The organism is Pseudomonas sp. R11-23-07 (genome assembly GCF_003852295.1).
Taxonomy (GTDB): domain Bacteria; phylum Pseudomonadota; class Gammaproteobacteria; order Pseudomonadales; family Pseudomonadaceae; genus Aquipseudomonas.
In genome coordinates, this window is the sequence record NZ_CP027761.1 from 3,901,588 (window position 1) to 3,923,848 (window position 22,261).

The 22,261-nt window shown below is 62.6% G+C and carries 20 protein-coding genes and 1 riboswitch; of the genes, 5 read left to right on the forward strand and 15 right to left on the reverse strand.

Going from position 1 to position 22,261, the window contains the following annotated elements; genetic code table 11:
• The first annotated feature begins 27 nt into the window (after nucleotides 1-27).
• A complete protein-coding gene (locus tag C4J84_RS17830) occupies nucleotides 28-3,498 on the forward strand; it encodes a hybrid sensor histidine kinase/response regulator (RefSeq protein ID WP_124435836.1) in 3,471 nt (1,156 codons plus the stop codon).
• A gap of 306 nt (nucleotides 3,499-3,804) precedes the next feature.
• Here the strand turns inward: C4J84_RS17830 and rmuC are convergent, their stop codons facing one another.
• Together rmuC and C4J84_RS17840 are read right to left on the reverse strand one after the other, a co-directional pair.
• Nucleotides 3,805-5,169, reverse strand: coding sequence for a DNA recombination protein RmuC (gene rmuC, locus C4J84_RS17835; RefSeq protein ID WP_164485291.1), 1,365 nt, complete (start codon nucleotides 5,167-5,169; stop codon nucleotides 3,805-3,807).
• A 175-nt stretch (nucleotides 5,170-5,344) separates the two neighbouring features.
• Nucleotides 5,345-5,668: a sel1 repeat family protein gene (locus C4J84_RS17840; protein ID WP_124367865.1), complete on the reverse strand. Its 324-nt coding sequence runs from the start codon at nucleotides 5,666-5,668 to the stop codon at nucleotides 5,345-5,347.
• Between the two features lie 846 nt (nucleotides 5,669-6,514).
• On the opposite strand from C4J84_RS17840, the gene C4J84_RS17850 reads away from it, so the two are divergent.
• From C4J84_RS17850 to C4J84_RS17860, 3 genes are all read left to right on the forward strand, one after another.
• The gene (locus C4J84_RS17850; protein ID WP_010208698.1) at nucleotides 6,515-6,739 is read left to right on the forward strand and encodes a hypothetical protein; all 225 of its coding nucleotides are present in this window, start codon (nucleotides 6,515-6,517) and stop codon (nucleotides 6,737-6,739) included.
• Nucleotides 6,740-7,014: 275 nt separating this feature from the next.
• Nucleotides 7,015-7,497 (forward strand): hypothetical protein, encoded by a 483-nt coding sequence (locus C4J84_RS17855; protein ID WP_124435837.1) that lies wholly within the window; start codon nucleotides 7,015-7,017, stop codon nucleotides 7,495-7,497.
• A 145-nt stretch (nucleotides 7,498-7,642) separates the two neighbouring features.
• Entirely contained in the window at nucleotides 7,643-8,920 is a 1,278-nt protein-coding gene (locus tag C4J84_RS17860) for an OmpP1/FadL family transporter (protein ID WP_124410485.1), read from the forward strand.
• A gap of 65 nt (nucleotides 8,921-8,985) precedes the next feature.
• On the opposite strand, the gene C4J84_RS17865 is transcribed toward C4J84_RS17860, so the two are convergent.
• The 13 genes from C4J84_RS17865 to cobO form a co-directional block, all read right to left on the reverse strand.
• Nucleotides 8,986-9,537 carry a glutathione peroxidase gene (locus tag C4J84_RS17865; RefSeq protein ID WP_124430174.1) on the reverse strand — a complete coding sequence of 184 codons (552 nt, stop codon included), beginning with the start codon at nucleotides 9,535-9,537 and terminating at the stop codon, nucleotides 8,986-8,988.
• 150 nt (nucleotides 9,538-9,687) lie between these two features.
• Nucleotides 9,688-10,896, reverse strand: coding sequence for an MFS transporter (locus tag C4J84_RS17870; RefSeq protein ID WP_124367868.1), 1,209 nt, complete (start codon nucleotides 10,894-10,896; stop codon nucleotides 9,688-9,690).
• Between the two features lie 54 nt (nucleotides 10,897-10,950).
• The gene (locus tag C4J84_RS17875; protein WP_124363814.1) at nucleotides 10,951-11,355 is read right to left on the reverse strand and encodes a MarR family winged helix-turn-helix transcriptional regulator; all 405 of its coding nucleotides are present in this window, start codon (nucleotides 11,353-11,355) and stop codon (nucleotides 10,951-10,953) included.
• A gap of 42 nt (nucleotides 11,356-11,397) precedes the next feature.
• Nucleotides 11,398-12,126: an adenosylcobinamide-GDP ribazoletransferase gene (locus C4J84_RS17880; protein ID WP_124435838.1), complete on the reverse strand. Its 729-nt coding sequence runs from the start codon at nucleotides 12,124-12,126 to the stop codon at nucleotides 11,398-11,400.
• A 2-nt stretch (nucleotides 12,127-12,128) separates the two neighbouring features.
• Nucleotides 12,129-12,704 (reverse strand): alpha-ribazole phosphatase family protein, encoded by a 576-nt coding sequence (cobC, locus tag C4J84_RS17885; protein WP_124435839.1) that lies wholly within the window; start codon nucleotides 12,702-12,704, stop codon nucleotides 12,129-12,131.
• Nucleotides 12,701-13,756 (reverse strand): nicotinate-nucleotide--dimethylbenzimidazole phosphoribosyltransferase, encoded by a 1,056-nt coding sequence (gene cobT, locus C4J84_RS17890; RefSeq protein WP_124435840.1) that lies wholly within the window; start codon nucleotides 13,754-13,756, stop codon nucleotides 12,701-12,703. The genes cobC and cobT overlap by 4 nt, the downstream gene beginning before the upstream one ends.
• Nucleotides 13,753-14,274 (reverse strand): bifunctional adenosylcobinamide kinase/adenosylcobinamide-phosphate guanylyltransferase, encoded by a 522-nt coding sequence (gene cobU / locus C4J84_RS17895; protein WP_124435841.1) that lies wholly within the window; start codon nucleotides 14,272-14,274, stop codon nucleotides 13,753-13,755. Before cobU ends, cobT begins: the two co-directional genes overlap by 4 nt.
• 147 nt (nucleotides 14,275-14,421) lie before the next feature.
• Nucleotides 14,422-15,873: a cobyric acid synthase gene (locus C4J84_RS17900; protein WP_124435842.1), complete on the reverse strand. Its 1,452-nt coding sequence runs from the start codon at nucleotides 15,871-15,873 to the stop codon at nucleotides 14,422-14,424.
• Complete coding sequence (cobD, locus tag C4J84_RS17905) at nucleotides 15,870-16,859, reverse strand: threonine-phosphate decarboxylase CobD (protein ID WP_124435843.1); 990 nt, start codon at nucleotides 16,857-16,859, stop codon at nucleotides 15,870-15,872. Before cobD ends, C4J84_RS17900 begins: the two co-directional genes overlap by 4 nt.
• Nucleotides 16,852-17,760 (reverse strand): adenosylcobinamide-phosphate synthase CbiB, encoded by a 909-nt coding sequence (gene cbiB, locus C4J84_RS17910; RefSeq protein WP_124435844.1) that lies wholly within the window; start codon nucleotides 17,758-17,760, stop codon nucleotides 16,852-16,854. Before cbiB ends, cobD begins: the two co-directional genes overlap by 8 nt.
• Complete coding sequence (bluB, locus tag C4J84_RS17915; protein ID WP_124435845.1) at nucleotides 17,757-18,407, reverse strand: 5,6-dimethylbenzimidazole synthase; 651 nt, start codon at nucleotides 18,405-18,407, stop codon at nucleotides 17,757-17,759. Before bluB ends, cbiB begins: the two co-directional genes overlap by 4 nt.
• Nucleotides 18,404-19,786, reverse strand: coding sequence for a cobyrinate a,c-diamide synthase (locus C4J84_RS17920; protein ID WP_124435846.1), 1,383 nt, complete (start codon nucleotides 19,784-19,786; stop codon nucleotides 18,404-18,406). Before C4J84_RS17920 ends, bluB begins: the two co-directional genes overlap by 4 nt.
• Nucleotides 19,783-20,394, reverse strand: a complete 612-nt coding sequence (gene cobO / locus C4J84_RS17925) for a cob(I)yrinic acid a,c-diamide adenosyltransferase (protein ID WP_124435847.1) — start codon at nucleotides 20,392-20,394, stop codon at nucleotides 19,783-19,785. The genes C4J84_RS17920 and cobO overlap by 4 nt, the downstream gene beginning before the upstream one ends.
• Before the next feature lie 78 nt (nucleotides 20,395-20,472).
• A riboswitch (cobalamin riboswitch) is annotated at nucleotides 20,473-20,731 on the reverse strand.
• 99 nt (nucleotides 20,732-20,830) lie between these two features.
• Between cobO and C4J84_RS17930 the strand changes: the two genes are divergently transcribed.
• Nucleotides 20,831-22,144 (forward strand): sorbosone dehydrogenase family protein, encoded by a 1,314-nt coding sequence (locus tag C4J84_RS17930; RefSeq protein ID WP_124435848.1) that lies wholly within the window; start codon nucleotides 20,831-20,833, stop codon nucleotides 22,142-22,144.
• Nucleotides 22,145-22,261: the final 117 nt, after the last annotated feature.

Here is a 22,261-nt window from a genome sequence, read left to right on the forward strand (position 1 = left end):
CCCGGTGTTCTTATGCTCGGAGTTACCATGACGCTGTCCAGCGGGCTGATCGCCGCCGTTGCCCTGGCCTATATGGCCATCATGTTTGCCATCGCCTTTTACGGTGACCGCCGCCATGCGCCGCTGCCGCCGCGTGTGCGTGCGTGGGTCTATAGCCTGTCGCTCGCCGTGTATTGCACCAGCTGGACCTTCTTCGGCGCCGTAGGCCAGGCTGCCGAACAGCTTTGGGCGTTCTTGCCTATCTACCTGGGACCGGTGCTGTTGCTGGTGCTGGCGCCGTGGGTGCTGCAGAAGATGATTCTGATCAGCAAGCAGGAAAACATCACCTCCATCGCCGACTTTATCGCCGCGCGCTACGGCAAATCCCAATCCCTGGCGGTCGTGGTCGCGTTGATCTGCCTGGTCGGGGTACTGCCCTATATCGCCCTGCAGCTCAAGGGCATCGTGCTCGGCGTGAACCTGTTGATCGGCTCCGGGCCCGACACCACGGGCACCCGGGCCCAGGACACCGCGCTGATCGTGTCGCTGGTGCTGGCGCTGTTCACCATCGTGTTTGGTACGCGCAACCTCGACGCCACCGAACACCATCGGGGCATGGTGCTGGCGATTGCCTTTGAATCCTTGGTCAAGCTGTTCGCGTTTCTGGCGGTCGGTGCGTTTGTGACCTACGGGCTGTACGACGGTTTCGGCGATCTGTTCAGCCAGGCGATGCTTGCACCGCGCCTGGAGGAATACTGGAAAGAGACCATCAATTGGCCGTCGATGGTGGTGCAGACCGGCGTCGCGATGATGGCGATCATCTGCCTGCCCCGGCAATTTCATGTGACGGTGGTGGAGAATATCGACCCGCAGGACTTGCGCCTGGCCAAATGGGTGTTCCCGGCGTATTTGATCCTTGCCGCGTTGTTCGTGGTGCCCATCGCCCTGGGCGGCAAGATGCTGTTGCCCGGTTCGGTGCTGCCGGACTCCTACGTGATCAGCCTGCCGATGGCCGAAGCCCACCCGGCCCTCGCGGTACTCGCGTTCATCGGCGGCGCCTCGGCGGCCACCGGCATGGTGATCGTGGCCAGCATCGCCTTGTCGACCATGGTCTCCAACGACATGCTGCTGCCCTGGCTGTTGCGCCGCTCCAGCGCCGAACGGCCCTTTGAAGTGTTCCGCCATTGGATGCTGTCGGTGCGCCGGGTCAGCATCGTGATCATCCTGTTACTGGCCTATGTGAGCTACCGGCTGCTGGGCTCCACCGCAAGCCTGGCGACCATCGGCCAGATCGCCTTTGCCGCCGTGACCCAATTGGCACCGGCGATGCTCGGCGCGCTCTACTGGAAGCAGGCCAACCGGCGCGGGGTTTTTGCGGGCCTGGCGGCGGGGACCTTCCTGTGGTTCTACACCCTGGTCCTACCGGTTACCGCGAAAAGCCTGGGCTGGTCGCTGAGCCTTTTCCCCGGCCTGACCTGGATGCACTCGCACCCGTTCGGGTTTTCCGTGACCTCACTGACCTTGGGCACCGTGTTTTCGTTGGCGGGTAATTTCACGCTGTTCGTGTGGGTGTCGATGCTGTCGCGTACGCGAGTGTCCGAGCATTGGCAGGCCGGCCGCTTTATCGGCCAGGAAACCAGCCAGCGCACCAGCACCCGTTCCATGTTGTCGGTACAGATCAGCGACCTGCTCAGCTTGTCCGCACGCTTTGTCGGCGAAGAACGGGCGCAGCAGAGCTTTATCCGTTTCGCCTATCGCCAGGGCAAAGGCTTCAACCCCAACCAGAATGCCGACAACGACTGGATCGCCCACACCGAGCGTTTGCTGGCGGGCGTGCTCGGTGCGTCCTCGACGCGAGCAGTGGTGAAAGCGGCGATTGAAGGACGGGAAATGCAGTTGGAGGACGTAGTACGCATCGCCGACGAGGCGTCCGAGGTACTGCAGTTCAACCGTGCCTTGCTGCAAGGCGCGATCGAGAACATCACCCAGGGCATCAGCGTGGTTGACCAGTCGCTCAAGCTGGTGGCCTGGAACCGACGCTACCTGGAGCTGTTCAACTACCCCGACGGCTTGATCAGTGTCGGCCGGCCAATTGCCGACATTATTCGCTACAACGCCGAGCGCGGCCTGTGCGGCCCCGGTGAAGCCCAAGTGCATGTGGCGCGACGCCTGCACTGGATGCGCCAGGGCCGTGCGCATACCTCCGAGCGCTTGTTCCCCAACGGGCGCGTGATCGAGCTGATCGGCAATCCGATGCCCGGTGGCGGTTTCGTCATGAGTTTCACCGACATCACCGCGTTCCGCGAAGCCGCACAAGCGCTGACCGAGGCCAATGAAGGCCTGGAACAACGGGTGACCGAGCGCACCCATGAACTGTCGCAACTCAATGTCGCGCTGACCGAGGCCAAGGGTGTGGCCGAATCCGCCAGCCAGTCGAAGACCCGTTTTCTGGCGGCCGTCAGCCATGACTTGATGCAGCCGCTGAACGCCGCGCGCCTGTTCTCCGCCGCCCTCTCCCACCAGCACGAAGGCCTCTCGAGCGAGGCCCGGCAACTGGTGCAGCACCTGGACAGTTCACTGCGCTCGGCCGAGGATCTGATCAGCGACCTGCTGGATATCTCGCGCTTGGAAAACGGCAAGATCAATCCCCAACGCCAGCCGTTTGTCCTCAACGAGCTGTTCGACACCCTGGGCGCCGAATTCAAGGCACTCGCCCATGAACAGGGTTTGCGCTTTCGTTTGCGCGGCAGTCGCCTGCGGGTGGACAGCGACATCAAATTGTTACGACGGATCCTGCAGAATTTCCTGACCAACGCCTTCCGCTATGCCGATGGCCCGGTGCTGCTGGGCGTGCGTCGCCGCCAGGGCCAATTGTGCCTGGAAGTCTGGGACCGTGGCCCTGGCATCCCGCCGGATAAACAGAAAGTGATTTTCGAAGAGTTCAAGCGCCTCGACAGCCACCAGACCCGCGCCGAAAAGGGCCTGGGCCTGGGCCTGGCGATCGCCGACGGTTTGTGCCGCGTGCTGGGCCACCGCCTGAGCGTACGTTCATGGCCGGGCAAGGGCAGCGTGTTCAGCGTGCGTGTGCCGCTGGCCCGCAGCCAGGTCAGCCCGCAGCCGAAGGCCACCGTAGAAAACGGCGTGCCCTTGAGCGGCGCACGGGTGCTGTGTGTGGACAACGAGGAAAGTATCTTGATCGGCATGCGCAGCCTGCTGACGCGCTGGGGCTGTGAAGTCTGGACCGCCACCGGCCAGGCCCAATGCGCGGCCCTGTTGGCCGAAGGCATGCGCCCGCAACTGGCGCTGGTGGATTATCACCTGGACCACGGCGAAACCGGCACCGAACTGATGAGTTGGCTGCGGGCGCAATTGGCCGAGCCGATTCCCGGCGTGGTGATCAGTGCAGACGGGCGCCCGGAAATGGTGGCGCAGGTGCATGGAGCGGGGCTGGATTACCTGGCCAAGCCGGTGAAGCCGGCGGCCTTGCGGGCGCTGTTAAGCAGACACCTGCCTCTGTAGGCGGGATGTACTCGGTAAAAAAATGTGGGAGGGGGCTTGCCCTAATGCCAGTCAGTTAAGGCTTTTTGTAGGAGCGAGGCGGGCGGCTAGCCCTTGCTCGCGAAAAACTCACAGGCACCGCGTTCATTCAGAAAGCACGCGTTATCGTTGACGTTTTTCGCGAGCAAGCTCGCTCCTACAGACGGCGGTGTACGCTTAACTGACTGGCATTAGGGCAAGCCTCCGATGGCGGTGTATCAGCAGTGGATTTGTTGACTGACCCACTGCAATCGGGGGCAAGCCCCCTCCCACATTTTGGCCTGTGTTTTATTCAGGGGAATGCGCCACGCCATCCGAATCGGTCATCGCGCGTTCGAGCAAATCCGCCGGCAGGCTTTTGCTGGCACGCGCGCCCAGCAGGCGCAGTTGCTCGGTGCGGCTGACCAGATTCCCGCGTCCATCGGTCAGCTTGTTACGCGCTGCGCTGTAAGCCTTGTCCAACTGCTGCAAACGGTTACCCACTTCGTCCAGATCCTGGATAAACAGCACGAACTTGTCGTACAGCCAACCGGCGCGCTCGGCGATTTCCCGGGCGTTCTGGCTCTGGCGCTCCTGCTTCCACAGGCTGTCGATCACCCGCAGGGTGGCGAGCAAGGTGGTGGGGCTGACAATCACGATATGACGGTCGAAGGCTTCCTGGAACAGGTTCGGCTCGGCTTGCAGCGCTGCGGAAAACGCTGCCTCAATCGGCACGAACAGCAGCACGAAATCCAGGCTATGCAAACCTTCCAGGCGCTTGTAATCCTTGCCGGCCAAGCCTTTGACGTGATTGCGCAAGGACAGCACATGCTGCTTCAACGCCGCCTGGCCAATCACTTCGTCATCCGCCGCAACGTACTGCTGATAGGCGGTCAGGCTGACCTTGGAGTCCACCACCACCTGCTTGTCGCCCGGCAACATGATCAGCACGTCGGGCTGGAAGCGTTCGCCATCCGGGCCTTTGAGACTGACCTGGGTCTGGTATTCGCGGCCTTTCTCCAGGCCCGCATGCTCCAGCACCCGCTCCAGGATCAGCTCGCCCCAGTTACCCTGGGTTTTCTGGCCTTTGAGGGCGCGGGTCAGGTTGGTGGCTTCGTCCGACAGGCGCAGGTTCAATTGCTGCAGGCGTTCAAGCTCTTTGGCCAGGGAAAAGCGTTCGCGAGCTTCGTTCTGGTAGCTTTCTTCAACGCGCTTCTCGAAGGATTGGATGCGTTCCTTGAGCGGGTCCAGCAATTGCCCCAGGCGCTCCTGGCTGGTTTCGGCAAAGCGTTGCTCACGCTCGTCGAAAATCTTCCCGGCCAGTTCGGCGAACTGCGCGCGCAGCTCGTCCCGTGAACCCTGCAGGTCGGCGAGGCGTTGTTGATGGCTGTCCTGCTGTTCACGCAGCTCAGCGCGCAAGGCGGCGGCCAAGGCGTCAAGCCGGCGCAGCTCGGTTTCCTTGGCGCTGCGGTCCAGGTTCCAGGCGTGGGCGGCGTCGCGGGCGTTATCGCGGTCGATCTGCAACAGCTCGACTTCGCGGCGCACCGCAGCCAGGTCGGCCTGCTTGGCGGCATTGGCGTGGCTCAGATCGCTGATTTCGTCGCGGCTGGCGTCCAGTTGGGCGGCAAGCCCTTCCTGGGCCAATTGCGCGGTCGCCAGGCGCTCCTCCAGCAATTCCCAGCCGGTGGTGCGCGCGGTCAGCCTTCGTTGAATCTGCCAGCACAACGCCAATAACGGCAGCGCGGCGCCAGCAAGCCCGAGGGCGACACTGGTCCAGTCGAAAACCATAGCCATTTCTGCCATCACCAAAAAAGAGCAAGGTTAACCAAGCAATGCCCGGGAGGACAGCTCAGTCTTCGACCTGGCCCAGTTCGCGCTGAGCGCGACGGTCGCCGGCGCGGGCCGCCGAACGCAACAGATCCTGGCCGATGCGCCGGTCGCGGGCATTTTCGCATTCACGGCACATCAATTGGCCCAGGCGGCTCTGCGCGGCCACCACGCCTTCGCGGGCAGGCTGCTTGAGCAGGCGGCCAGCCAGGTGCTTGACGTTGGTACTCTGCCCCAGGCGCGGGCTGTCGAGGAGCCACAAGGCGACTTTCAAAGAGAAACGCTTGGGCGCGGTAACAGTCTGGGGAGTGTCGGTAACAGAAGGTGATACTGAGCGAAACTTCATAAAGCACTGTGGGACAGAACGGAAGGCGCGCCACTCTACTCTTTTTTTCGTACAGGTAAAGCTGAAAAAACCCGGCACGCCCGTTCTAGAGCAAGCGCTTGGGACAATCCACAGAAGCTGTGGATAACTCAGTGGACAACCCGCCTTTAACTCGCGCAAAGGCCCATGGAATGGGGGCCGCAGTCAAACTGACGATTTTTTCACCAATAAAAAAAAGCCAGATTTTTCATTGACTTAAATTTTGATTGCAGGCAAATGGGCAGGCTTCAGGACAGTTACCAGCGAAGTTACCGGCGCTGCGACTAATGTGCACAAGTACCCAGCCAACGGTTATATCCCCGGCGTTTTTTGATCCGACACGCTCAGGAAATGTTACTGCCAGGAAACTGGAGGGTGGACGGCTGATGGTTTTTTTGCCAAGCCACTTCCTTTCCTTGTTTCGATCCGTTACTATCCGCAGCGTTAGTACCAAGCTGAAAGTCAATTCTGGTCGACATATCCCTAGAACTTCATGGGATCGACCACCTCGATGGTTTCCAGGTATCACTTGCGACGACACTGCCTTTGAACAAGCAAAGGGTGCCGCGAAGTCTGCATACTCTGACCGAACCAACCTGCAAATTGATCAGGATCTTCACCCTGGGCCCAGAACCTTTGCCCCTGTTGTGTTGCCTGCCCTCCTAAGTACCTACCTGCCAGCCTAAGCGCGCCTAATCCAATAGCGCTTCAAACTGGCTGCTTTGTTCCAGACTAGGTTCTTTCGCTTGATCAATGGTGATCAGCGTTTCTGGAACGTTTTAACGTTGCACGGTTCTTATCCGTGTCATTTGTAGGAACACCAATAATATGAACGCTCAAATCCACACTCAGGATGCCATCCGCACCCTCACCAACGCTTTTGCCCCAATGAACTGCCTGATCATGGCCGCTCGCAAAGGCTGCTTCAGCTTCACCCTGGTCAATGAACACGGCATCGCACGTCACAGCGAACGCCTGTACCCCGATCAATACTCCAGCGCAGAACCGCTGCAGGCCGTGATCGAGCGTACCCGTCAGGCACTGATTGCCTGATCGACCCGAGTCGCTGAAACACAAAAACCCTGTCTGAAAAACAGGGTTTTTTATTGCCTGGAATTTGCTTGCGGAATTTTTACTAAGCACGAATAGATATAAACGTTATAACCGGATAAAGAAGATGTTTTAAAAACAGTCCTTTACAGGATGAATATGACACTACACTTCAACTCAAGCGGCATGATCCGCTTGCGACGGGCCTGAGATCCGATCCACCGCTGCCAAGCCCTCCTTCTCAGGCTCGTCATTCATTCCCACGGACTGAGGTTTGTATGGGTATTGCCGCCAGCGAATTGTGTCGTTATGTGATCAGGCCGACCTTGCTGTACCTCGGCCGCCATAACCCGACCGCCGAAGCCCTGCTGCTGGGCATTGCGGCCAGCCAGTCGGAACTGGGCTCGGCCTTGCGTGATCGACGCGGCTATGGCCTCTACAGCATCACCGAACCACGTCATCGCGCCCTCTGGGATACCTACCTGGCACTCGACCCTGAACGTGCGAGCCTGGTGCGCGGGTTGGCCAGCCAACATGCATTCCTCAGTGCGCCCCAGTTGGAACTGACGGTGAACCTGCGTTACGCCACGGCTATCGCCTGGTTGCTGGTGGAACAACACCGTCCTGCCCTGCCTGCGCCCGGCGATGTATTGGCGATGGCACGTATCTGGAAAGAAATATTTCACCCTCAAGGCCGCCTGCGAGATTTCTCCCAGGCCTGGCAAAGCTGTGTCAGCCCAATGAAACAGGTGGCCTGTTGACCGGGCAAATTGCAAGATTCGCCAAAAAACCGGAAATCTGGTCGGATTGTCCTACAAAACCGCTCTATCTCCTGCATTACAGCCTATAGCGCGATGTTAAATTTATTGATACTTTCCGCAGCGGTGATCACACGGAGTTCTAATAATGAAAAAAGTAATGCTCAAGACCACACTTAGCCTCGCCGTTGCCATGGCCTCCTCCCAACTGTTCGCCAGCGGCTTCGCCCTGAACGAACAGAGCGTCAGCGGAATGGGTACTGGCTTCGCAGGTCGCTCTTCTTCTGCCGATGACGCAAGCACTGTCTACGGTAACCCTGCCGGTATGGCTCGCCTGAACGGCCAGCAAATCACCGGCGGTGTCGCAGCCATTGATGCCTCTACCGATCTCAGCGACACAAGCGGTCGCTCTCGCGGCAGCAACAAAGGCGACATGGTGCCGTTCACCGCCGTACCTTTTGGGTTCTACACCAATAAGCTCAACGACCAGTGGGCCGTCGGTTTCGGCGTGTATGCACCGTTCGGCCTGATAACCGACTATGAAAGCGGCTTCCAGGGCCGTGGCTTTGGCAGCAAGAGCGAAGTGAAAGTCATCACCTTGCAACCAACGGTCAGCTACGCCTTCAACGATCGCGTTTCCGTCGGCTTCGGCCCGACCATCAACCGTATTGGCGGCACCCTGGAATCGGACATCACGCTGAACCCTGCCGCGCCGGACACCAATATCAAGATCAAGGGTGACGACACCGCGCTGGGTTTCAACGTTGGCGTGCTGGTACAAGCCACCGATACCACCCGCGTCGGCCTGACCTATCACTCCAAGGTCAGCTACAAGCTGGAGGGCCACACCGAAGTCACCGCGCCGACCGCGACCTCTCCGTTCCTGCGCAGCAACCGCTACGACGCTTCGCTGAAGATCGATACGCCTGAGTCCTACGACCTGTCGGTGACCCAGGATCTGACCGACGCATGGAAACTCTATGCCGGTGCAACCTGGACCCGTTGGAGCCGCCTGAAAGACATCACCGTCAAGAACGACGGCGTCACCGGCGCAACCGGTGGTGGGCTGGCCCCAGCGTTGGTAAGCACCATCAAGGAAGACCAGAACTGGCACGACACCTGGGCTTACGCCTTGGGTACTTCGTACCAGCTGACCAAGCAAGTGGTGCTGCGTACCGGCCTGACGTTCGACCAGTCGCCGACCAACAACACTGATCGCTCGCCGCGCATTCCTACCGGCGACCGCACCATCTTCAGTCTGGGCCTGGGCTACGAGGTCATGCCGAACATGACCATCGACGTAGCCTACTCCTACCTGAAGGAAGAGGACGTCAAGGTTGCACGCTCCAACCAATTGGCCAGCTACAACGCCAAGTATGAAAACAGTGCCAACGGTTTCGGCCTGGGCATGACCTACCGCTTCTGATTCGTTGCGGTATAAAAAAGCCCCGCTCTCCTGCACAGGAGGCGGGGCTTTTCAATGGGCGACGATCAGGGTTTGGACGCCAGCGCCTCTTCTACCGCCTTGATCAACTCCGGACTGTCGGGCTTGGTCAGGCTGGAAAAATTGGCGATGACTTTGCCCTGGCGATCCACCACGTACTTGTAGAAATTCCACTTGGGCGGCGTGTCGGTCTGTTGCGCCAGCACCTTGAACAAATTGACCGCGTCCGGCCCCTTGACCTTCTGCGGCTCGGTCATGGTGAAGGTCACGCCGTAGTTCACATAGCAGACCTTGGCGGTTTCTTCGCCAGTCTTGGCTTCCTGCTTGAAGTCGTCGGACGGCACGCCAATCACTTCCAGGCCCTGGCCCTTATAGCGCTGGTACAACGCTTCGAGGCCTTTGAATTGCGGGGCGAAGCCGCAGAAGCTCGCCGTGTTGACGATGACCAGGGGCTTGCCCGCGAAACGCTCGCACAGGTCAATGGATTCCTTGGCCCGCAGCTTGGGCAATTGGCCCTCCAGCAACGGCGGGCAACTGGCGGCCAGGGCCACGCTGCCAGCAGCCATCAGGACGGGTACAGCGAGCCAGCGCATCAACATGTGAAAAGTCCTCGCATGGGTTCAGACATAGAACTTAACAGATCGCCATGCCCAACTGCATTAACGCCAGGCCCCCGTGCTGCCAGCCCCACCAGGCCAACAGCAACAACACCAGCCCTGTCACCAGGGCCGTGCACCGCAGTGCTGCACTCATGCCGCCTCCATTTGCGCCTGCACGCGCGCCACTGGCCGTTCACGCACCGGCCAGTTCAGGGCCGCCGCGAGCAGGCTGAGCAGAATCGCCACCTGCCAGATCAAATCGTAGTTACCGGTTCGATCATAGACCACGCCGCCCAACCAGCCACCGAGGAACGAACCGAGTTGATGGAACAGGAACACGATCCCACCCAACATCGAGAGGTTGCGTACACCGAACAAGGTCGCAACAGTGCCGTTGGTCAGCGGCACGGTAGACAGCCACAGGAAGCCCATCGCCATGCCGAACAGGTAAGCCGTGACTTCGGTGACCGGCGCCCACAGGAACAACACGATCACCACCGCACGCAACAGGTACAAACCGGTGAGCAAACGCGGCTTGGACATGCGCCCACCCAGCCAGCCGGCCGTGTAGGTGCCGAATACGTTGAACAGGCCGATCAACGCCAGCACCGTGGTGCCAGCCGTAGCCGGCAGATGCTGGTCCACCAGATACGCCGGTAGATGCACGCCGATAAATACCACCTGGAAACCGCAGACGAAAAAGCCGAAGGACAGCAGCCAGAACCCGGAATGGGAGCACGCCTCCTTCAACGCTTCGCGCAGGGTTTGCTGACCGACCGTGGTCGGCAGTGGCCGGTCCTTGAGCATGGCCACCAGCGGCAGGATCAGCGCGACCATCAAGCCCAACGCCAACAGCGCCGCAGACCAGCCCAGCCACCCGATCAAGCCGAGGGTGCCCGGCACCATGGCGAACTGGCCAAAGGAGCCTGCGGCGCTGGCGATGCCCATGGCCATGCTGCGCTTTTCCGCTGGTACGGCGCGGCCGACCACACCGAGGATCACTGAAAACGACGTGCCGGACAGGCCAATGCCGATCAGCAACCCTGCGCTCAGGGACAACGACCACGCCGAGTCCGACATGCCCATCAACACCAGGCCCACGGCGTACAACACGCCACCGACGAACACCGCCTTGGTCGCACCGAAACGGTCAGCCAGGGCCCCGGTGAAGGGCTGCGCCAGGCCCCAGATCAGGTTCTGCAAGGCAATGGCAAAGGCGAACGTCTCGCGCCCCCAGCCAAATTCGCTGCTCATCGGTGCCAGGAACAGGCCAAAGCCGTGCCGCACGCCTAACGACAACGCCAGGATCAGCGCACTCCCCACAAGAACCCAGCCACTGGTGCGCCACATTGAGGTCATTTCTTATTCTCCGCTCGCGGGTATATACCCGCTTATAGTCGAACAAACCGCCGTTCAGGCGAGTTCATCCAACAAGGCCAACAACGTTTCGCGCTTTTCGGCGCCCAGTTGATCGATCAATTTCTGTTGCGCCGCTTCCCATGCCGGCAAGGCCGCAGCCAACCGCTGCTGCCCGGCCTCGGTCAACTGCACCAGGCGGTTGCGCAGGTCATCGCCTTCGACCAACCGGACCAGGCCGTCACCTTCCAGTACGCGCAGATTGCGCCCCAAGGTGCTGCGGTCCAGGCCCATGGCTTCCGCCAAACTGGAAATGCTCGGCTGATCGAGACGTTGCAGGTTGCTCAGCAAGGAATACTGGGCAACGTTGATCCCGAAGCCGTCGAGGGCGCCGTCGTAATACCGGCTGACGCCACGGGCGGCGCGTCGCAGGTTGGTGCACAAACATTGGGAAGCAAGCATAGAGCGTGTATATACCCGGAGTTAAGCAAATGCAAGGAAGTGTTACAGCGCCAGCCCGATCAGCACGGCCGCTTCGAGCAGTTCCAGCAGGGCGCCGGCGGTATCGCCGGTGGTGCCACCGAGGCGCTTGACCATCAAATGGCGCAAGCCGATAAAACAGCCCGCCGCGAGCAGTACCGCTATCCCACCGCTGAAACCACCGATCAGGATGCAGGCCAGTCCACTGAGGATCAGCACCTGCTGGCCGACAATCCTCGGTAAATGATCCGACAACGCCTGGCCCAATCCCCCCGCGCGCACATAGCGCGTGGTGAGAAACAGCGCCAGCATCGAAGCCCGGCCGATCAACGGCGCGAGAATCAGCGCGGCGCCGTTATGCTGCTCGATCAAGGCCACCAGCGCGGTGAATTTGAGCAGCAACACCAGGCCCAGGGTGACCACGGCAATCGGCCCGCTGCGCGGGTCCTTCATGATGCTGAGGGTGCGTTCGCGGTCGCCGAAGCCGCCAAGCCAGGCGTCAGCACTGTCCGCCAGGCCGTCCAGGTGCAGGCCGCCGCTGAGCAGCACCCAGGCGGTCAATAGCAGCGCGGCGTGCAGCAACAGTGGCGCGCCCATCAACAGGCTGTTCAGGCCCCATAGCAGCAGGCCAAACAGCAAACCCACCACCGGGTAAAACAGCAACGAACGCCCCAGTTCCTGGGGTTGCGGCATGCCTGGCAGACGTATTGGCAGACTGCTCAGGAACTGCAGGGCGATCCAGAATGGCAGCATGTTCAGGCCCCTTCCCTCAACGTGCCATCGGTCGCCACCTGCAGGCTGAACAGCCCACCGTGGCCGACTTCGACATTCAGCAAGTGCTCACGCGGCAGGCCGCGCGCGCGCGCCAGTAACAGGCGCATGACGCCGCCGTGGCTGATCAACAGCACGCGTTCACCGGCATAGGCCTGCTGTAGACGTAAGACGGCGCCCAGCACCCGTTCGGAAAACGCCTCCACCGGCTCGCCTTCTGGCGGCGTAAAGCGGTAGGGATCCGCCCAGAACAAGCCCAAACCCTCGGCGTCGGTTTCCATCAATGCTGCCGCGCTCTGCCCTTCCCAGGCGCCGAAGTGCAGCTCTTGCAGGTCTTTTTCCAGGCTGACGGGAAGGTTGAGACGTTCGCCCAATTCCTCAGCAAAGCGCGCACAGCGTTGCAACGGCGAACTGATCAGCCGGTCCCACGGCCCCTGCCCCAGCACGGCGGCGCGCATCTGCTCCCAGCCCCTGGCCGTCAAGGCATCATCCAGGCTGCCGCGCAGGCCGCCGCCCAGCTCGGTTTCACCGTGGCGCAGCAGGTCCAGGTGCAAGGTCATGCAGGGCGATCCGCCACGGCGGCTTCGGCGAACGTCGCCATCTGGCCGTGCAACGCACAGGCTAGGCGCAGCAGCGGCACCGCCAGCGCCGCACCGCTGCCTTCGCCCAGGCGCAGGCCCAGGTCCAGCAGCGGCTGTGCGTCGAGACTGTGCAGCACGTGACGATGGCCCGGTTCGGCGCCACGATGGCCGAACACCAGCCAGTCGCGGCAGGCCGGATTCAAGCGCGTGGCCACCAGCGCGGCGACGCTGCAGATAAACCCGTCCACCAGCACCACGATGCCTGCCTGGGCGCAGGACAGGTAGGCACCGACCAGCGCGGCAATTTCAAAGCCCCCCAGGTTGAACAGCGTCTGCAACGCGTCGCCACGCTGGGCCGCGTGCAAGCTCAGCGCGCGCTCGATGACTGCCACCTTGTGGCTGACGCCTTGGGCATTCAGCCCCGTGCCCGGACCGGTCAGGTCACTCACCGGGCAATCGAGCAGCGCACACGCCAACGCGCTGGCGGCGGTGGTGTTGCCAATGCCCATTTCACCGCCGATAAACAGCTCTGCGCCGTGCTCCAAAGCGCGGCGTGCGCTGTCTCGGCCGGCCTGCAAGGCCTGGCGCCCCTGCACCTGGGTCATCGCCGGGCCGTGGACAAAGTTGGCCGTGCCCGCGCCGATATTCAGGTGGCGCACGCCGGGTAGATCCAGGGAGGGCGTGACCGTGCCGAGGTCGACCACTTCCAACTGCGCATCCAGCTGGCGAGCCAATACGCTGATGGCCGCGCCACCGCTGACAAAATTGTGCAGCATCTGCCCGGTCACAGCCTGGGGAAACGCCGACACGCCCTCGGCAACCACGCCATGGTCGCCGGCAAAAATCGCGATCCACAGCTGCTCCACCGACGGTTTGACCCGGCCCTGCAACCCGGCCAACTGCACCGCCAGCGCTTCCAGCTGGCCGAGCGAACCGGCGGGCTTGGTCAACTGCTGCTGACGCGCCAACGCCTGTGCTTGCGCAGCGGCGTCGATGGCCTTGCAGGGGTTGAGCCACCAGAAATCCGTCATAACGCAGTACCTTTCAAAGTCAGGGGCAGGCCGGCAACCGTCAGCACTACGCGCTGACATCGCTCGGCCAAGGCTTGATGCAGCCAACCGGCTTCATCCACATAACGGCGAGTCAATTCACCCAGCGGCACGACACCCAGTCCGGTCTCGTTGCTGACAAAAATGATCTGCCCCGGCAGTGCAGCCAGGGTATCGAGCAACTGGTCGCGCTCCGAAGCAAGGCGCTCAGGGTCTTCCAACATCAGCAGATTGGTCAGCCACAGGGTCAGGCAGTCCACCAGCAGGCAACGCTCGGCAGCGGCGTTGTCGCGCAACACCCGCGCCAGCTCGATGGGCTCTTCGATCAGGCCCCAATGGTCGGGGCGACGCGCACGGTGCAGGGCAACGCGCTGGTTCATCTCACCGTCCAGCGGCTGGCTGGTGGCGATATACATCACCGGTAAACCGCTGGCGCCGGCGAGTGTTTCAGCGAGACGGCTTTTGCCCGAACGGGCGCCGCCGAGAATCAATTGATGCATGAGCCACTACCTTTTCCAGTCAGCCGAAAGGCCGTCCATTGTGGGAGGGGGCTTGCTCCCGATAAGGGCGCTTCAGACGCGGATGCATCTACTGATACACCGTAATCGGGAGCAAGCCCCCTCCCACATTGGCCCTGTGTCATGCCGTCAGATTCCGCACAATCGACGCAACAATTCAGCGTCCAGATGGTTTTCCACCAAATCCGCCAAGCGCTCGATATCCCGCTCACGCAGGGCGTGATAGTCGACTGCCTGCACGTCCTGCAACCCCGCCCAGCGCAGCAGTGCGCTGCACGCCGCCGGTGTCTCGAACAGGCCGTGCAGATAAGTGCCGAGGATCTGCCCGTCGGCACTCTGCGCGCCATCACTGCGCCCGTCGTTGAGCCGCACGGCGGCATTCTCCAGCGCCGGGCCGGACGTCACCCCCGCATGAATCTCATACCCGCTGACCTCGGCATCTTCCAATAACAACCGCCCGCGCACATTGCGCAATTGCTTCTCCTGCTCGAGCGTCGTGCTGAACGCCAGCAGCCCCAGGCCAACGCTGGAGCCGACGGGCCCTTCCAGGCCGAGCGGGTCATGCACCTGCTCGCCGAGCATCTGCAGGCCACCACAAATCCCCAGCACCTTGCCGCCATAGCGCAAATGCCGCGCCACGGCGGTATCCCAGCCATGGGCACGCAAGTACGCCAAATCACTGCGCACACTTTTCGACCCCGGCAGGATGATCAGGTCGGCAGCCGGGATCGGCTGACCCGGCCCGACGAATTGCAGGTTCACCTGGGGATGCAGGCGCAGCGGATCGAAATCCGTGTGGTTGCTGATGCGCGGCAGCACGGGCACCACCACGTTGAGCACCTGGGCGGCCTTGTCGGGCTGGCGCTGGTCGATGCCATCTTCGGCCTCGAGGTGCAGGTCCATCACGTAGGGCAACACGCCCACCACCGGCTTACCGGTACGCGCCTCCAACCAATCCAGCCCCGGTTGCAGCAGCGCGATATCTCCGCGAAACCGGTTGATGATAAAACCCCGGACCCGCGCCTGTTCGCTGGGGGACAACAATTCCAGCGTGCCGACCAGATGGGCGAACACCCCACCGCGATTGATATCGGCGATCAACAGCACCGGGCAATCCACGGCTTCGGCGAAGCCCATATTGGCGATGTCATTGGCGCGCAGGTTGATCTCGGCCGGCGAGCCCGCGCCTTCGACCATCACCACCGGATAGGCCTGGCTCAACCGTGTGTGAGAGGCCAGCACCGCCTGCATCGCGACGGCTTTGTAGTCGTGGTAGGCAACCGCGTTCATGCTGGTCACGGCGCGGCCATGGATAATCACTTGGGAACCGGTGTCGCTGTTGGGCTTGAGCAGCACCGGGTTCATGTCGGTGTGGGGCGCCAGGTTGGCGGCCTGCGCCTGGACCGCCTGGGCGCGGCCGATCTCGCCGCCTTCAGCAGTCACCGCACTGTTGAGCGCCATGTTCTGTGGCTTGAACGGCGCCACTGCAACCCCCTGGCGCACCAGCCAGCGACACAGTGCGGTCACCAGCGTGCTTTTGCCGGCGTCGGAGGTGGTGCCCTGCACCATCAGCGTAGTCATGTCGCTTCCTTGTAGGCTGCCAGTGCCGTCTCGAGACGCTGCCAATCGGCCTCGGTGTCGGGCAGGCCGAAACGCACGCTGCTGTCGTGAACGAACAGGCGCAGCAGAATGCCGCGCTGGGCCATGAATTCGTGCAAGCGTTCGGCGTGCGGGGTGATCAACCACTGGAACAAGGCGCAGCCACCCTGGGGTTGAAAACCCTGGCGCTCAAGCAGGTCGGACAGGCGCTGGCCGGCCTCGATGCAACGCGTGCGCTGGCGAGCGTGCCCGGCGCTGTCGCGCAGGCATACCTGGCCGAGTACCCGTGTCGGCCCGCTGACCGCCCAGGGCCCGACCTGTTCGGCGAGCAATTTGAGCAACCGGCGCTCGGCCAGCACAAAGCCCAGGCGCACGCCGGCCAGGCCGAAGAACTTGCCGAATGAGCGCAGCACGATCAAGCCGACCTGTTGGGTGTGGCTGGCCAGGCTCAAGTGCGGCGTCACGTCCATGAAGGCTTCGTCCACCACCAGCCAGCCGCCGCGCTGGGCCAACCGCGTATGCCAGTCGAGCAGGCGCTCCGGGGCCAGGCTCAAGCCGGTGGGGTTATTCGGGTTGACTACCACCAGCACGTCGAGGCCATCGAGAAAGAAGTCGACTTCCTGCTCTTGCACTTCACGCACCACATAACCGGCACGACGCCAGGCTTCGGCGTGTTCGGCGTAGCACGGCGACAGTACGCCGACCTTGCCGGAACGGCGCAGGCGCGGCAGCAATTGGATCGCGGCCTGGGAGCCCGGCACCGGCAGCACGTGAGCCGCGCCATAGTAGTCGCTGGCGGCTTTTTCCAAGCCGTCATCGGCTTCCGGTAGCCGTGCCCAGGCGCGCAAGGGAATCTCGGGAATCGGCCATGGCCAGGGCGCCAGGCCACTGGACAAATCGAGCCAATCCGCCTCCGCGATCCCGTATTCAATTGCCGCCTTACGCAGCCGACCACCGTGTTCAAGCATAAAATTGCGCCCCCGCGCACAGGACCAGCAGCCACAACCATACGCCGCGCTGCACCAGTTGCCAGCCTCGGTCGATGGCGTCAGCGTCGGCCGGCGGGCCTTCGCCCAATGGCGGGCGCTGGTGCACCTCGCCGTGATAAATCGCCGCGCCACCCAGTTCGACGCCCAGCGCACCGGCGCCAGCGGCCATCACCGGACCGGCGTTGGGGCTGTCCCAGGTCGGCCCCTGGGTGCGCCAGCATTTGAGCGCCAGGCGAGTCTTGCCCAGCAACGCGTAGGTCAAGGCCACCAGGCGTGCAGGAATATAGTTGAGCCCATCGTCGATCTTCGCCGCCGCCCAGCCAAAGCGTTCGAAGCGTTCGTTGCGATAGCCCCACATGGCGTCGAGGGTATTGCTCAGGCGATAGAGCACCACGCCCGGCACGCCGGCGACTACGAACCAGAACAGCGCGGCGAACACGGCGTCGCTGCCGTTTTCCAGCACCGACTCGGTGGCCGCGCGAGCGACTTCGGTGCGATCCAACTCGCTGGTCTGGCGGCTGACCAGATAACTCACACGTTGGCGCGCTGCTTCCAGGTCATCACTGCGCAGGGCCTGGGCGACCGGAATCACGTGCTCCCCCAGGCTGCGCATGCCCAGGGCGCAGTACAACGCCAGGATTTCCAGCACCCAACCGATGTACGGCGCCCAGGACAATGCGGTGGCCAGCAGGGTCAGCGGCACCACCACGATAAACCACGCGGTCACCCCATGGCTGCGCCAGCCACGACCGCCTGAATTGAAACGCTGTTCGATGCGCCCGGCAAAATTGCCGAACGCCACCAGCGGATGCCAGCGCCTGGGCTCACCCAGCAGCGCATCCAGCGCCACTGCGGCCGCACACAGCAAGGCCACACTCATTGACTCACTCCCCACAGGTTTTCGTACAGCATGTCACCCAATGGCCGCGGCTCGGCCCAGCCTTCAAGCTGCAACATCGGTGCCGGATAAAACTCGGCAACCGGCCCCAGGCACAGCACCGCCAGGGGTTTTGCGCCCGCCGGCAAACCCAGCAGGTCAGCCAGGGCCTGGGGTTCGAACAGCGACACCCAGCCCATGCCCAACCCCTCGACGCGGGCCGCCAGCCACAGGTTCTGGATCGCGCAGGACAACGACGCCAGGTCCATTTCCGGCAAGGTGCGACGACCGAAGATGTGCCGCTCGCGATCGTCCATCAGCGCTGCCACCAGCACTTCGGCGCAGTCGTGAATGCCTTCGACCTTGAGCTTCATGAAGTCATCGGAGCGCTCGTCCAGGGCCTCGGCGGTGCGCAGGCGCTCTTCTTCGACCAGTTGCTGAATGCGGCCTCTTAATTGACGGTCGCTGATACGGATAAAGCGCCACGGTTGCATCAGGCCGACGCTGGGTGCCTGGTGCGCAGCCTGGAGCAGGCGCTGCAATAACTCAGGCGCGACGCTGCCACCGCTGAAGTGGCGCATGTCGCGGCGTTCGGCGATGGCGCGGTAGACGGCTTGGCGGTCGGCCTCGGGGAAGGCGTTGTAGGTCATGGCGTCATCGGGGGCAAGCCCCCTCCCACCTTTGAAATGCATTCCCCTGTGGGAGGGGGCTTGCCCCCGATAGCGGTGTCAGGGCCTGGCACAAAAAGTGCGGCCACCGCCTCCGGGCTCGACGGAAAGTAAAAGTGCACGTAGGACGCGGTCATCCGCCCCTGCCGATACACCGCCTCAGCCCCGCGCCCGCCATTGGGGCTCAGGCCACGGGCGATCGGCTCGCATGCGGTGCTGGTCAGGGAATGGTGATAGGTGTGCCCGCGCAACGTGCCTTCGGGCAGTTCGACGCTTTGCAGCGCCAGGGCCGCCAATTTCTTTTGCATCACTGCGTCGCCTTGCAACAGGCCGAGCAGTTCGGCGCGGTTGCCGTCGACGTCGGTGAGCGAGTCCAGTAGGTACAGCATGCCGCCGCATTCGGCGAGCAAGGGCTTGCCGGCTGCATGATGAGCGCGGATGGCGGCGAGCATCGGTGTGTTTTGCGACAGGGCCCGGTGATGCAGCTCCGGGTAACCGCCGGGTAGATAGAGGCTGTCGGCTTCAGGCAATGCGCCGTCATGGATCGGTGAAAAGAAACGCAACTCGGCGCCCATCGCGCGCAACAAGTCGAGGCTGGCACCGTAGGTAAACGCGAAGGCTTCGTCACGGGCCACCGCAATGCGTACCCCGGCGAGCAACGGCTCGGCGGTGATCACCTGCGGCGCGGCGAACGTCACCGGTGGCGGCACGGCGACTTCGCAACTGCTGCCCAACGCCTGGGCGGCGGCGTCGAGGCGCAGGTCGAGGTCATTGAGTTCGCTGGCTTGCACCAGGCCCAGGTGACGGCTGGGCAATTCGATACCGGTTTCACGCGACAGCGCGCCGTACCAGCGCAACCCTTCGGTGAGGCTGCCTTCCAGCAACTGCGCATGGCGCAGCGTGCCGACGCGGTTGGCGAGCACGCCGGCGAATGGCAGGTCCGGCTGGTAGCGCGCCAGGCCCAACGCGAGGGCACCAAAGGTCTGCGCCATGGCCGTGCCGTCGATCACTGCCAGCACCGGCACGCCGAAATGCCGCGCCAGGTCGGCGCTGGACGGGGTGCCGTCGAACAGGCCCATCACGCCTTCGATCAGGATCAGGTCGGCCTCCCCGGCCGCTTCCCACAACAAACGACGACTTTCCTGCTCACCCACCATCCACATATCCAATTGATACACCGGCGCGCCGCTTGCGCGCTCGTGAATCATCGGGTCAAGGAAGTCCGGCCCGCATTTGAATACGCGTACCTTGCGCCCCAGGTTGCGGTGCAAACGCGCCAACGCGGCGGTGACGGTGGTTTTGCCCTGGCCGGACGCCGGTGCGGCGATCAAGACGGCCGGGCAATGACGGGGCTGATTCAAAGTTCGACGCCTTTCTGTGCCTTGATACCGGCCTGGAACGCGTGCTTGAGCATGCCCATTTCGGTGACGGTATCGCCCATTTCGATCAGCTCAGGCTTGGCGCCACGGCCGGTGACCACCACGTGCTGCATCGGCGGGCGCGCCTGCAGGTCGCTGAGCACCTGGTCGAGGTCAAGGTAGCCGTGCTTGAGGGCGATGTTCAGTTCGTCGAGCACGACCAGGCCGATGGAAGGGTCATTGAGCATCGCCCGGGACACCGCCCAGGCCGCTTCGGCGGCGGCGATATCGCACTGGCGATCCTGGGTTTCCCAGGTGAAGCCTTCGCCCATTACGTGAAAGCGTACTTGCTCGGGGAAGCGGCGGAAAAACAACTCTTCGCCGGTACTGTTGCGCCCCTTGATGAACTGCACCACACCGCACTGCATGCCATGCCCCATGGCGCGGGCCAACATGCCGAAGGCCGAGCTGCTTTTGCCCTTGCCGTTGCCGGTCAGCACCAGCAGCAAACCGCATTCATTGGGCGAGTTGGCGATGCGTTCATCGATCACGGCTTTTTTGCGCAGCATGCGCGCCAGGTGGCGTTCGTCGCGGTCGGGGGTATCGGTCATGGCAGCTCTCCGTTGGGGCTGGACAAAAACGGCGGGCAGGAAAAAAGAACAACAGACAGCCAAGCATCGCCCACCGTGATGCTGTTGGATGTTTCAGGCCGGTCTCCGGGCTCATGAGTGGCGCCCTGCCTTTTGTAAAAGACAGGACATGCCAACGGCGCGCCTTCCCATATCGCCTGCGATACAGTGGCCAACAGCGCCGTCTTGACTCATTTACCGTTGCGGGGGCAGCGCCGGAATTGCGGCGGCACTGTGTACAAGTGCGCTCACTCACCGGCTTCCCTGTTTCACTCTGTCGACGCATACGCCACAGAGCACCTGGAACAAGCCGCGAAGGTTAGTGGGTTGGGGGTGGAGCGTCAATTAAAGCTGGCCCTGTACTTGAACCATCAAGGTGATGTGCTTCTCTACCCTTACAGGTATTCAGGAGAACACCATGCACAAAACCAGACTCGCCCTACTGATCATGCTCGCCGGCACCCTCGCCGCCTGCGGAGAAAGCTCTACCCTGCAGGTAGCCGATGGCACCGGGCCCTCGCCCAGGTTGCCGGAACCGAACAAGACGCTGATCCCCACCGTGAACATTGCGCCGGCCGTGGGTTGGCCCGACGGCGCCAAGCCGACGGCCGCTGCCGGCACCCAGGTGGCGGCATTCGCCGAGGGCCTGGAGCATCCGCGCTGGCTCTATGTGCTGCCCAACGGCGACATCCTGGTGGCCGAGACCAATGCACCGCCCAAGCCCGATGACGCCAAAGGCGTGCGCGGCTGGGTCATGGAGAAAGTTATGGGCCGTGCGGGAGCGGGTGTGCCGAGCCCGAACCGCATCACCCTGCTGCGCGACGCCGATCACGACGGCGTCGCCGAAACACGCACGGTGTTCCTGGAAAACCTCAACTCGCCCTTCGGCATGGCCCTGGTCGGCAACGACCTGTATGTGGCGGACTCGGATAAGTTGCTGCGTTTCCCCTATCAGCCTGGGGAGACCGCGATCAAGGCGGCCGGCACCAAGGTCGTCGATTTGCCGGGTGGCAGCCTCAACCATCACTGGACCAAAAACGTGATCGCCAGCCAGGATGGCAGCAAGCTGTATGTCAGCGTCGGCTCCAACAGCAACGTCGGCGAGAATGGCCTGGAAGCCGAAGAAGGCCGGGCGGCGATCTGGGAAGTGGACCGCGCCACGGGCCAGCATCGTATTTTCGCCTCCGGCCTGCGCAACCCCAACGGCATGGCGTGGGAGCCCCAGAGCGGCAAATTGTGGACGGCGGTGAACGAGCGCGATGAAATCGGCAGCGACCTGGTGCCGGACTACATCACCTCGGTCAAGGATGGCGCGTTCTATGGCTGGCCGTTCAGCTATTACGGGCAACATGTGGATGCGCGCGTCACCCCGCAGAACCCGCAACTGGTTGCCAAGGCCATTGCGCCGGACTATGCGGTCGGCCCGCATACCGCGTCGCTGGGGCTGACATTCGCCCAGGGCAACACACTCCCGGCGCAGTTCAGCAACGGTGCGTTCATCGGCCAGCATGGTTCGTGGAACCGCAAGCCGCACAGTGGCTATAAGGTGATCTTCGTGCCGTTCGAGGGCGGGCAGCCGAAAGGCAAGCCGGTGGATGTGCTGACCGGGTTCCTCGATAAAGATGAGAACGCCATGGGCCGGCCGGTGGGCGTGGTGATCGATCAGCAAGGGGATTTGCTGGTGGCCGATGATGTGGGGAATAAGGTGTGGCGGGTGTCGGCGGTCAAGTAGACCCTCTCAAGCACACCACAAAACAATGTGGGAGGGGGCTTGCTCCCGATAGCAGTGTGTCAGCCACTGGAGATAGTGACTGATACTCCGCTATCGGGAGCAAGCCCCCTCCCACAT